The following is an 11,633-nucleotide window of genomic DNA, read 5'->3' on the forward strand; positions in this document are numbered from 1 at the left end:
GTCCGCCGCTCGCGGCTCTGCCGACCGACTCGCCCTCGACCGCAGGGCCAGCAGCACCGACAGCACCACCAGGAAGGTCGCGGCGTTGGTCAGGGCCGCACCGGCGAGCCCGGCCACGGCCAGCAGCAGGCCGCCCAGCGACGGCCCGGCGAGCAGAGCCAGTTGACCGGCGAGTTGGCGGGCCGACATCGCGCGGGCCAGCGCGGCCGGTGGCGCCAGACGACGGGGCATCGAGCCCGTGCTGGGCAGATAGAAGGCGTCCACGACCCCGATGGCCACGGCGGCGAGCAGCAGCGGCAGCCGGGGGTCGGTCGACGACCACGCGGCGGCGGCCAGCGCCACGGTCACCGCGACCATCGCCGTGTCCGACACGACCATGACGCGCCAGGCGCCGACCCGGTCGGCCACCGCGCCACCCACCAGCAGCAACAGCGCTCGGGGCAGGTTGATCGCGGTCAGCACCACCGCGGCGAAACGGCCGCCGTGCCCGGCCGCCACCCAGGTCATCGCGAAGGCCATGGCCTGCACGCCGACCAGACTCAACGCGGTGCCGCCGAGCCACGCCCAGTACGCTCCGGGCACCGCCGGCCGGTCACCGATCGCCGCAACCACCACAGCCCTCCCCGTCCACCGCCAACCGTGCCGGCCGGCACCGCTGGTGACGGCACCGGACGGTGTTCCGGTACGGCACTGTGCGACCTTCGACCCGGTCGAGGGTCAAGCCGCCCGGCGCGGGCGGTGGTGGCGCGGACCAGCTGTCAGCCGTGTCCGCGACACCCGGGGAACAGCGCCTAGTCCGCCAGTTCGGTGCGGGCAGCAGGTCGGGTGACCAGCTGAAGTGGTAGCGCGGGCCGGGGCGGACGGTGCCGCCGTCCCGACCCTCTCCAGGGGTCCTCGTCGCGGGCCTCCGGCGGCACCCCGCGTGGCGAACGACCTGCGGCGTTGACCCCGTGAAGCACACAGGCTTGCGCGCCTGTTAACCGGACCTTATTGTTAGCGATAACATTGACATCGGCACATAACACCGTCGAAACCTCAGACCCGTGGAGACGGGCGAGGGCCGCCTATCGCCGCAGGTAGCACACAATGCATCGGCCAGCGTCGAGGGCCGCCACAGCTCCGCCCCTCACCGCTGCCCCGCCGAGGTCTCGACGCCACCACCTACCGCGGCGACACCTTCTGCGCACGCCACCACCTGGGCTCAATGACTGTTCCCGCCCTTGACGTGCCGGAGTCACATCCCCGTCCCCACCGTCAGAAAGGTCAGCACGATGGCTCTGACTCGACGAGCATTCACGCTGGGCGCGATCGCCACCGCCGGGCTCACCGCCTCCGGCCTGGCGATCAACCCACAGGCCGCATCGGCAGCCACCTACACCGCCTACCTGAAGACCTACTTCACCGAGTCGCCAGACCACTCAGCGTCCAACTACGGCCTACACCTCGCGGTCAGCCGGGACGGCCTGAACTGGTCTCCGTTGAACCAGAACAACCCGGTGGCCACCCCGACCGCAGGTGAACGGGGACTGCGCGACCCGTACATCTTCCGCAAGCAGGACGGCACCTTCGTGGTGGTCGCCACCGACCTGTACGGGATCGACTTCAGCCGCAGCAGCCAGTACCTGCACGTGTACGACTCGACCGACCTGACCAGCTTCACCGGGTACCGCCGCATCCGGATGCATACCTACACCAACGTGCACACCTGGGCGCCCACGGTGTTCTGGGACGCCGGGCGCGGCCAGTACGCCATCGTCTACTCGGCCAACACCACCGCGGACCTTTTCCTGGTGAACTACACCAGCGACTTCCGCACGGTGAGCGCGCCGCAGACCTACTTCAGTCCCGGCTTCCCGATCCTCGACGCCGACATCAAGGTCGACGGCGGTGTCACGTACATGTTCTACAAGAACATGTCGAACGGGAACCTGTACGGTGCCCGGTCGAACACCGGCGCCCCGAACAGCTTCACCACCTACACCAGCGGCCTGCGACAGGGCGGCGCGATCGAGGGCGCCCACCTGGTCAAGCGCAACGACGGGTCGGGCTGGTGGCTCTGGGGTGACTCGTTCGTCCCGGTCAACAACGACTTCTACCTGTGGGGCACGAGCAACATCGGCGCCAACTCGTGGTCGGTGCTCAACCAGCGTGACTACACGCCGCCGCTGAACTCCAAGCACGGCTCGATCGTCGGCATCACCGAGGCCGAGTACAACGGCGTGGTGAACCGCTGGGGCCTGCCGAGCTGGGTCCGGCTGAAGTCCTCCAACTTCCCCGACTACTACGTACGGCACGCCAACCACGAGATCCGCATCGACCCGTACCCGTTCGATCCGCACCGCGACCAGATGTGGCGGATGGTGCCCGGCCTCGCCGACTCGGCCGGGGTGTCGTTCGAGTCGGTCAACGTGCCCGGCAGCTTCCTGCGGCACAGCGGCTACGTGGCACGGCTCGATCCCAACGACAACAGCGCGACCTTCCGTGCCGACGCCACGTTCTATCGCACCGCCGGGCTGGCCGACGGTTCCTGGTCGTCGTTCCGCTCGTACAACTTCCCCACCTACTACCTGCGCCACGCCGGATACGTGCTGCGCATCGACCCGCTCAGCTCCTCCTCCAGCGCCGCCGACCGCCAGGACGCCACCTTCCGGGTCACCTCGTAACATCCTGCGGCCGGTGGCCGGGCCATGACGACGGCCCGGCCACCGGCTGTCCGAGTCACCCCCGTCGCCACGTTCGGAGGCCGTGATGCCCTACCCGTCCCTCCACCGTCGCCACCTGCTCCAGGCCGCCGGAGTGGCGGCTGTAGCCGGTGCGATCGGCCCCGTGCTGCGCGGCGGGGCCGCCGGCGCGGCGATCCCCCCGGTCCGGCCCGACATCGGCGTCTCCGCGTACGCCTTCGACCTCGGCCAGGTCCGGCTGACCGCCAGCCGGTGGCTGGACAACCAGAACCGGACGCTGAGCTACCTGCGCTTCGTCGACGTCAACCGGCTGCTCTACAACTTCCGCGCCAACCACCGCCTCTCCACCGGCGGCGCCACGGCCAACGGCGGCTGGGACGCGCCGACGTTCCCGTTCCGTACCCACATGCAGGGGCACTTCCTGAGCGCATGGGCGTACATGTGGGCGGTGCTCGGCGACACCACCTGCCGGGACAAGGCCAACCAGATGGTCACCGAGCTCGCCCGGTGCCAGGCCAACAACGCCGCCGCCGGCTTCAACGCCGGATACCTGTCCGGCTTCCCCGAGTCCGACTTCACCGCCGTCGAGGCACGCACGCTGACCAACGGCAACGTGCCGTACTACTGCATCCACAAGACGCTGGCCGGGCTCCTCGACGTGTGGCGGTACATCGGCACCACCCAGGCCCGCGACGTGCTCCTGGCGCTGGCCGGCTGGGTGGACTGGCGTACCGCCCGGCTCACCTCCGCGCAGATGCAGGCCATGCTCGGCACCGAGTTCGGCGGCATGAACGCCGTGCTGACCGACCTGTACCAGCAGACCGGCGACGCACGCTGGCTGACCGCCGCCCAGCGGTTCGACCACGCTGCCGTGTTCAATCCCCTCGCCGCCAACTCCGACCAGCTCAACGGGCTGCATGCCAACACCCAGATCCCGAAGTGGATCGGCGCGGCCCGGGAGTTCAAGGCCACCGGCACCACCCGGTACCGCGACATCGCCGGCAACGCCTGGAACCTCACCGTCAACACCCGCACGTACGCGATCGGCGGCAACAGCCAGGCCGAACACTTCCGGGCACCGAATGCCATCGCCGGCTACCTGCACAACGACACCTGCGAGCACTGCAACACGTACAACATGCTCAAGTTGACCCGGGAGCTGTGGCTGCTCGACCCGAACCGGACGGCCTACTTCGACTTCTACGAGCGGGCGCTGCTCAACCACCTGGTCGGGGCGCAGAACCCGGCCGATGCCCACGGACACGTCACCTACTTCACGCCGCTGCAACCGGGCGGCCGCCGTGGGGTCGGCCCGGCGTGGGGCGGCGGCACCTGGAGCACCGACTACAACTCCTTCTGGTGCTGTCAGGGCACCGGCCTGGAGAGCAACACCACCCTGATGGACTCGATCTACTTCCACAACGGCACCACCCTGACGGTGAACCTCTTCATGCCGTCGGTGCTCACCTGGTCACCGCGCGGGATCACCGTCACCCAGACCACCAGCTACCCGACCAGCGACACCACGACGCTCACCGTCACCGGCAGCGTCGGCGGCTCGTGGACGATGCGGATCCGCATCCCGGCCTGGACGCAGGGTGCCACCGTCAGCGTCAACGGCGCGACGCAGAACATCGCCACCTCGCCGGGCACGTACGCCGCACTCACCCGCTCCTGGACCTCGGGCGACACGGTCACCGTACGCCTGCCCATGCGGGTGCTGGTGCAGCCGACGAACGACAACGCCAACGTGGTGGCCCTCAGTTACGGCCCGGCGGTGCTCTCCGGCAACTACGGCAACACCGCGCTGACGGCGCTGCCCGCCCTGGTCACCGGCTCGGTCACCCGCACCAGCAGCACCGCGCTCACCTTCACCGCCACCGCCAACGGCTCCACGGTCAACCTGGTCCCGTTCTACGACGCGCACGGACACAACTACACCGTCTACTGGAGCGCCAACGGCCAGAGCGGCACCGCCGCAGCGACGTTCCGGCTCGTCAACGCCGCCAGCGCGCTGGTCCTCGGCGTCGAGAACATGTCCACCGCCGACGGCGCCCCGGCCCTTCAGTGGGGCGACACCGGCACCGCCGACCACGACTGGCAGCTGGTGGTCGACGGCTCGGCGGTCAAGTTCCGCAACGCCAACAGCGGCAAGGTGCTCGGCGTGCAGAACATGTCCACCGCCGACAACGCCCAGGTCGTGCAATGGGGCGACACCGGCACTGCGGACCACCGGTGGACGGTGGTGGACGTGGGCGACGGCTCCCACAAGATCCGCAACGGGCACACCGGCAAGCTGCTGGCCGTCCTGAACGGCTCCACCGCCCAGGGCGCGCGGGTGGTGCAGGATCCGGACAACGGCACGGCGGACAACCTGTGGCGGTTCGTGCCGGGCGGCGCGCGGCGGATCCAGAACCTGGCCAGCGGGCTGGTGTTGGGGGTGCAGAACATGTCCACCGCCGACGGTGGCCCGGTGCTCCAGTGGGGCGACACCGGCACCGCCGACCACCTCTGGACCGCGCTCGTGGACAGCAACGGCTACCTGCGGTTCCGCAACTCCCACAGCGGCAAGGTGCTGGGTCTGGAGAACGACGGCACCGGCAACGGCACGCGAGTGGTGCAGTGGGCCGACAACGGCACGGCGGGCAACCGCTGGCGGTTGCGGTACGGCTCGGGCGGCTACTTCCGTCTCCAGTCCGGCAACGGCGGACGCGTCCTCGGCGTCAGCGGCGCCTCGACGAACCAGGGCGCCCAGATCGTGATCTGGGACGACAACGGCGCCAACGACCACCTCTGGCGGTTCATCTAGCCGACCCGGACCCCCGGCTCGCCGTCCGTCGAGTCCAGACTGGTCAGCCTGCCGTCGCGCAGGTGGACGGTCCGGTCGCAGCGGGCGGCGATGCCGGGGTCGTGGGTGGCCATGACGAGGGTCGTGCCGTGCTCGTCCCGGAGGCTGAGCCGCAGGTCGACGATTGCCGTGCCGTTCTGACTGTCGAGATTGCCGGTGGGTTCGTCAGCCAGCAGCAGCACCGGCCGGTTGATCAGTGCGCGGGCGATGGCGACCCGTTGCTGCTGCCCACCGGAGAGCCGCGACGGCAGAGCGGCCGTCCGGTCGGCGAGCCCGACCATCGCCAGCAGTTCCCGCGCCCGGGCGGCCTTGTCGAAGTCGGTGCGGAACGGAATCAGCGGCGCCATGACGTTGTCCAGCGCGGTGAGCGTGGGCAGCAGGTGGAACCGTTGGAACACGAATCCGATCCTGCGCCGGTACGCCGCCAACGCCCGCCCGGACAGGCCGGTCACCCGCTGCCCGGCGACGTCGATGGTGCCTGCGTCGCTGCGCTCGATGGCGCCGATGAGGTGCAGGAGCGTGGACTTGCCGGAGCCACTCGGCCCGGTCAGCGCGACCGCGCTGCCGGCGGCGAGCGAAAGGCTGACGTCGTTGACGGCCACCAGCGGCGCGCCGTCAGGCAGCGGGAAACTCTTGCGCACCCGATCGAGACTGACCAGCGGTTCCGGCGCGGTGACCGGGACCGGGGGCGAGGTGCGTCGCATCGTGTCTGCACTCCTTGTCGCTCACCCTTGCGCGAGCAGTTGGGCGGTGGGCAGGCGGCGCAGCATGGCGATCGGCACCACCACCGAGACGGCGGAGACGGCGATGCCGAGCACCAGGGCGGCCAGCGCACACCAGGCGAGGGCGGTGGTGATGCCGCCGGCGAAGGCCGAAGCCGCGCCGAGGCCGGCGGCGGCGCCGAGGCTCAACCCGAGGGCGAAGGCGAACCCGAGCGCGAGCAGCGTACCGGCGAGACCTGCGGCGAGGCCGATGCCGGCTATCTCGGTGAACATCAGTTGGGCGAGATGTCGCCGGCTCCAGCCGAGACAAGCCAGGATACCGAAATCGGCGCGTCTGGCCCGGATCGCGGCGGTGTTGGCGTTGAGAACCGCCAGCGCGCACACCGCGAGTACCAGGATCGACAGCAGCACGCTCTTTCGGTCGGCCGCCTGCACGAGCACGGCCGCGACGCCCTTCTGCACCCACGGCTCGGCCACGGCGAGGTCGGTTCGCCCGTAGTTGCCCGCCGGGTAGTGCACCGTCACCGGCGTGGGTGACGAGCCGAGGGTGATGTCGACCTGCAGGCCGGTGCGTTGCGCGATCTCCTCGGCGATCACCCGCACCCGCTCCCGGGAGACCGGGTCGATGCCCACCTCACCGGCCAGCCGGACCCGTACCACGCTGATCGGCGCAACGGTGTTGAGCTGGTACTCGGGGTATTCCGGTTCGGTCGAGTACGCGCCGGGGTCGAAGATGGCGGGTAGCGCCGAGATGGTGGTGAGCATCAGCGGCGGCTGGCTCAGCAGACCGGTGACGTCGGAACGTACCTCGACGACCCGCCGTCGTCGGCCCCCTGACCCCAGATCTTCAGGTCGTACGGATCCGGTCGGGCCCGCAGCCCGTCCGCCTCCTGCACCGTGTTCGGTGGCCCGACGGTCCAGAACGAGTGCAGCCACATGGTGTTGGTGGTGGCCAGGTCGTATTCGATTTCCAACTCGCCGGGGCGCAGCATCCGGTCGACCATGTTCTGGTACGGCTCGTCGATCGGCGTCGACCACTGCCCGACCGGCGTACCCGGCTCGTCCGCGAGGGCCGCCCGCAGACGCTGGTCGTCCGCGGAGGTGCGGACCAGCTCCGTCGAGCCCGGGTCCAGCCGCTCGACGTCGACATCGAGCACCCCGTCGACCTCAGGTCGGTCCGCGATCAGGATCGGCAACACCGAATACGGATAGGGCATCTTGTCCAGGCGATGCGAGGTCGGCGCCTCCGCCGAGGTGAAGTAGCGGCCCGAGGTCACCGCCCGGTCCAATCCCGCCAATGCCGCCTCGGAGTCCGGATCGACCGCGGCCATCAGGAACGGCACCGTCCACACCAGGGTGACGGTGGGGCGCATCGGCTTACCCTCCCGATCCGTCGACCCCATGCCGCCGACACACGTCAACGACGATCGGGCCCGCAGATCCGTCGGTTGCAGCACGTCCTGCTCGCCGATGAAAGGCACCGCCCCGAGTCCGTCACCCACGTCGGCTGCACCCGCAGCACCTGACGCTGCGCGCTCGGGTCGAGCTGGTCCGACAGGTCGACGGTCACCGGCACGGTCCGCATCACGTACCCGATCGCCGCGACCGGCGCCGCGACGGATACGCCGCGTACCGCCTGGATATCCCGCCACTGGTCGACGGTGATGCCGCCGCGCATCCCCGCCAACTGGCCCGACTGGACCAGACTGCGCTCCTGCTCGAGCGGGAGCACGACGTCCTTGGGGCGCACCAACAGATCGTAGACGGGACGATAGTTGGCGGCGACAGTGCCGACTGTGTCCAGCCGCGAGGTCACCGCGGCCCCGGTGAGCAGCGTGAATCCCGCAACCGCCACGGCAATCATGGTCAGCAATGCCAGCGAGCGTCGCATCCGTACCCGCCACTGCGAGACAGCCATTCCCAGCAATCGACCCACCGCCCCCCGTCCAGACCCGCCACATCATGCCCTCTGCATGCCACCGCCGGCCAGACAGATGTCCAACCGGCGGCAACGTCCCCCCGACGATCAGCAGCAGCCGGTGGTGTAGCTCACGGATGGCGCGCTGCAGTAGTCCGCAGTGTTGGCATAGCAGCAAACCTGACCCGAGACCACCTTGTTGTAGTAGTAGCAGAAGGGGCCACCGCACCCCACGTAGGCGCGGGTGCAGACGTTACACGCCGAAGCCTTGGCCTTGGGCAGCAGTGCGGCCAGCATTTTGTCACCCAGCCTGTTGATGATGGCCATCCGTTCCTTTTCCTTTTCTCGCCAGTCGGTCGCTGTGGCGGCCCGGCCACCATGTCATTGTCCGCTTACGATCCGCTAACGCTGCGCTAACGCCGATTGCCCGCGCGGATCACGCTGACCAGCCGGTCGATCCGCCAGCCGGGTACGACGCCGAGCCCGGCGGCCAGGATGTGGCACAGCTCGTCGTACGCGGCCAGCGCCGACGCGATGTCACCGCGCCTCATGTGCGCTTCGATGAGGTGTTCCCAGGCCCGCTCCCGGTAGGACCACTGGCGTACCAGCGGCTCCATCGCGTCGATGACCGCGTTGTGCTCCCCGAGCACGAGCTGCGCCTCGGCCAGGTCCTCCATCGCCCGCCAGCGCCGTTCGTCCAGCGCCGCCGCCTCCACGGCAACCCCGGCGGACCGGGCGTCGAGGCAGGCGTCTCCCCGCCACAGCCGCAGCGCCGCGGTGAGGGCGGCGACCCGCAGTCCGGCCCCGTTCGGGAGCCGTGCGGCGGCGCCGCGCCGGGTCAGCTCGTCGAAGCGGGCCAGATCGGTGGAGGTGCGGTGCGCGCACAGCAGGTAGCCCGGTGGACGGGTCTGCAGCAGCGTCACCGCATCCGCACCCCCCGAGCAGCACCAGACTCCGCCGCAGGGCGCTGACGTGACCCTGCAACTTCGTCGTCGCCGTCATCGGTGGGTCGCCGTCCCAGATGACCGAGACGAGACGGCCGACCCCGACCACCGTGCCGGGGTCGAGGGCGAGCGTCGCCAGCAGCGTCCGCCGCCCCGAACTGCCGATGCTCATCGGCCGGCCTCGGACGGTCACCTCGAGCGCGCCGCCACCACCGACGGGGCCCGGGCCGTGCAGTGGACGTGCGGCACCGGCACCCACCAACAGTGGCGGCGCACCCAGGTGTGACGCACCCCGTGGCGGCCCCGTCCCGGTCCGGACGGGGCCGCCACCGACCGGCGTACGACTGGGTGCCCGGCTGGGAGGACGAGATCAGTAGGTACCGGCCGAACTGGAGCAGCAGCGCGGAGAACTGCGGGTCGTCGACGCTGTCGTGCTGCGCGATCCGGACGTCGGTCGGCTGGTCGGCGGAGGAGGTCCGACCTCGATCCTCCAACCGGTGCCCCGGAGGCGACCTGGCCCGTTCACCGAGCCAGCCAACCGCCGTCGACCGGGATGACGGCACCGTGCACGTACGCGGCCGCGTCGGAGGCGAGGAAGACGGTGGCACCGGCGAGGTCGTCGGGACGCCCCCAGCGCCCGGCCGGGATGCGGTCCAGGATCGCCCGGTTGCGTTCCGGCTGGTCCCGCAGGGCCTGGGTGTTGTCCGTGCCGATGTAACCCGGCGCGATCGCGTTGACGTTGACCCCGTGCGGCGCCCACTCGTTGGCCAGCGCCCGGGTCAGGCCGGCGATCCCGGACTTCGCGGCGGCGTAGCCGGGCACCGTCACGCCGCCCTGGAAGCTGAGCATCGACGCGGTGAAGATGATCTTTCCAGCGCCCCGTCGGATCATGTCCCGGCCCAGCTCGCGGGCGAGGACGAACGGGGCCGACAGGTCGACTTCCAGCACGTGGTCCCAGTCTGAGTCGGAATGCTCGGCAGCCGGCGCGCGACGGATCGTGCCAGCGTTGTTGACCAGGATGTCGACGGGCCGGTCGTACCCGACGAGCCAGTCGCCGAGCGCGCGGACGGCGGCCCGGTCTGACAGGTCCGCCCGGTACGGCACGAACTCGCGACCGTGCGCCGCCACCCGCGCGGCGACCTCGCTACCGGTCTCCGCAAGCGATGCGCTCACCCCGATCACATCGGCGCCGGCCGCCGCCAGGGCCTGCGCCATCGCCAGTCCGATGCCGCGTCGGCAGCCGGTCACCACGGCCAGCCGGCCGCTCAGGTCGAACAGGTTCACGTATCCCGTTACCTCTCAGTGCGCTTTGGTGAGCACATGGTTGGTAGTCCTGCCTTGCGGTAGGACGGTCCCGGTCTGTCCCACGGTTGTGGTGCCGGGTTCACGCATCATCGCCACCTGCCCCCGTACGCGTTTTCACCAGATTTCCTGGCCCTCACCCGGCAGCGGGGTCCGGTCCGGCACCACCGGGCCGGACCCTGCTCGTCGGCTGACAGGTCGATGCCGGGTGGGCTCAGCGGGCCGGTGGCCTGCCGACGCTCTGGCGGGAGACCAGGGTCGGCGCGACGGTCTCGCGCAGTGCGCCGCCGCTGGCCGACTCGATCTGGGTCAGCAGCATCTCCAGGCTGGCCCGGGCCACCGCGTCGAAGTCCGGACGCACGGTGGTCAACGGCGGGATGAAGTACGCCGCCTCCGGCACGTCGTCGAAGCCGACCACGCTGATGTCGTCCGGCACCCGGCGACCGTGCTCGTGCAACGCCCGCAGCACCCCGAGCGCGAGGTGGTCATTGGCGGTGAAGACGGCCGTGGCGTCGGGCATCCGGGCCAGCATCTGCCCGCACCGGTAACCCGCCGCCGCGGACCAGTCCGCCGGCACCAGCGGCGGAATCTCGGCCCCGGCGGCGAGCAGGGCCTCCCGCCAGCCCTCGATCCGGCCCGCGCTGTCGAACCAGTCGGAGGGGCCGGAGACGTGCCACACCGTGTGGTGCCCCGCGTCGAGCAGGTGCTGGGTGGCGGCCCGGGCACCGGCGGCCTGGTCCACCGTCACCAGCGGCATCGGCCGGCGCGGGTCCCCGTCGACGGTGACCAGCGGGACGTCCTTCGGCAGGCGCTCCAGCGCCTCACCGGCCGACTCCACCGGCGCGATCACCACGATGCCGGCGACCCGGTGGGCCAGGTGCCGCTCCACCGCCGCCGAGATGGACCGGTGGTCGAGGTCCCGGACGCTGCCCACGCTGACCGCGAAGCCGGACTCGGCGGCGGTCTGTTCCAGCGCGGTGAGCAGCGATGCCGGACCGTAGAGGGTGGTGTTCTGGGCTACCACTCCGATCACCTGCGAACGGCCGGTGACCAACGCGCGCGCCGCCCGGTTCGGGCGGTAACCGAGCTCGGCGATGGCCGCCTGGACCCGCAGTCGGGTCTGTTCGCGGACGTTCGGGTGGCCGTTGAGCACTCGCGACACCGTCTGGTGGGAGACACCAGCGAGGCGAGCCACGTCCGTCATCGCAGGATCGCGTA

11 protein-coding genes and 1 pseudogene are annotated in these 11,633 nt (G+C 70.4%); 2 read left to right on the forward strand and 10 right to left on the reverse strand.

What is annotated here, in order from left to right; genetic code table 11:
• Positions 1-3: 3 nt before the first annotated feature.
• A pseudogene (locus ID554_RS29525) lies at positions 4-615 on the reverse strand (MFS transporter); the annotation flags it as partial.
• A gap of 656 nt (positions 616-1,271) precedes the next feature.
• Here ID554_RS29525 and ID554_RS29530 point away from each other — a divergent pair.
• Both ID554_RS29530 and ID554_RS29535 read left to right on the forward strand, forming a co-directional pair.
• Entirely contained in the window at positions 1,272-2,663 is a 1,392-nt protein-coding gene (locus ID554_RS29530; RefSeq protein ID WP_117227001.1) for a glycoside hydrolase family 43 protein, read from the forward strand.
• A gap of 85 nt (positions 2,664-2,748) precedes the next feature.
• Positions 2,749-5,490: a beta-L-arabinofuranosidase domain-containing protein gene (locus tag ID554_RS29535; protein WP_117227036.1), complete on the forward strand. Its 2,742-nt coding sequence runs from the start codon at positions 2,749-2,751 to the stop codon at positions 5,488-5,490.
• Here the strand turns inward: ID554_RS29535 and ID554_RS29540 are convergent.
• The 9 genes from ID554_RS29540 to ID554_RS29575 all read right to left on the reverse strand — a co-directional run bounded on the left by ID554_RS29540 (position 5,487) and on the right by ID554_RS29575 (position 11,619).
• Complete coding sequence (locus tag ID554_RS29540; protein ID WP_117227000.1) at positions 5,487-6,233, reverse strand: ABC transporter ATP-binding protein; 747 nt, start codon at positions 6,231-6,233, stop codon at positions 5,487-5,489. The two genes, ID554_RS29535 and ID554_RS29540, sit on opposite strands and share 4 nt — an antisense overlap.
• 21 nt (positions 6,234-6,254) lie before the next feature.
• Positions 6,255-7,016 carry an FtsX-like permease family protein gene (locus tag ID554_RS29545; RefSeq protein ID WP_117226999.1) on the reverse strand — a complete coding sequence of 254 codons (762 nt, stop codon included), beginning with the start codon at positions 7,014-7,016 and terminating at the stop codon, positions 6,255-6,257.
• Positions 7,017-7,030: 14 nt separating this feature from the next.
• A complete protein-coding gene (locus ID554_RS29550) occupies positions 7,031-7,732 on the reverse strand; it encodes a hypothetical protein (RefSeq protein WP_147333405.1) in 702 nt (233 codons plus the stop codon).
• On the reverse strand, positions 7,669-8,178 hold the full coding sequence (locus tag ID554_RS29555) for a hypothetical protein (RefSeq protein WP_191088662.1): 510 nt from the start codon (positions 8,176-8,178) through the stop codon (positions 7,669-7,671). The genes ID554_RS29550 and ID554_RS29555 overlap by 64 nt, the downstream gene beginning before the upstream one ends.
• A 99-nt stretch (positions 8,179-8,277) precedes the next feature.
• The gene (locus tag ID554_RS29560) at positions 8,278-8,496 is read right to left on the reverse strand and encodes a hypothetical protein (protein ID WP_117226996.1); all 219 of its coding nucleotides are present in this window, start codon (positions 8,494-8,496) and stop codon (positions 8,278-8,280) included.
• Positions 8,497-8,582: 86 nt separating this feature from the next.
• Positions 8,583-9,092, reverse strand: coding sequence for an AfsR/SARP family transcriptional regulator (locus tag ID554_RS29565; protein WP_117226995.1), 510 nt, complete (start codon positions 9,090-9,092; stop codon positions 8,583-8,585).
• Complete coding sequence (locus ID554_RS33325; RefSeq protein ID WP_396888435.1) at positions 9,089-9,721, reverse strand: glycosyl hydrolase family 95 catalytic domain-containing protein; 633 nt, start codon at positions 9,719-9,721, stop codon at positions 9,089-9,091. Before ID554_RS33325 ends, ID554_RS29565 begins: the two co-directional genes overlap by 4 nt.
• On the reverse strand, positions 9,636-10,397 hold the full coding sequence (locus ID554_RS29570; protein ID WP_117226994.1) for an SDR family oxidoreductase: 762 nt from the start codon (positions 10,395-10,397) through the stop codon (positions 9,636-9,638). The genes ID554_RS33325 and ID554_RS29570 overlap by 86 nt, the downstream gene beginning before the upstream one ends.
• A gap of 232 nt (positions 10,398-10,629) precedes the next feature.
• A complete protein-coding gene (locus ID554_RS29575; protein WP_199489147.1) occupies positions 10,630-11,619 on the reverse strand; it encodes a LacI family DNA-binding transcriptional regulator in 990 nt (329 codons plus the stop codon).
• Between the last annotated feature and the right edge of the window lie 14 nt (positions 11,620-11,633).

It is taken from the genome of Micromonospora craniellae (genome assembly GCF_014764405.1).
In the GTDB taxonomy this organism is placed as follows: domain Bacteria; phylum Actinomycetota; class Actinomycetes; order Mycobacteriales; family Micromonosporaceae; genus Micromonospora; species Micromonospora craniellae.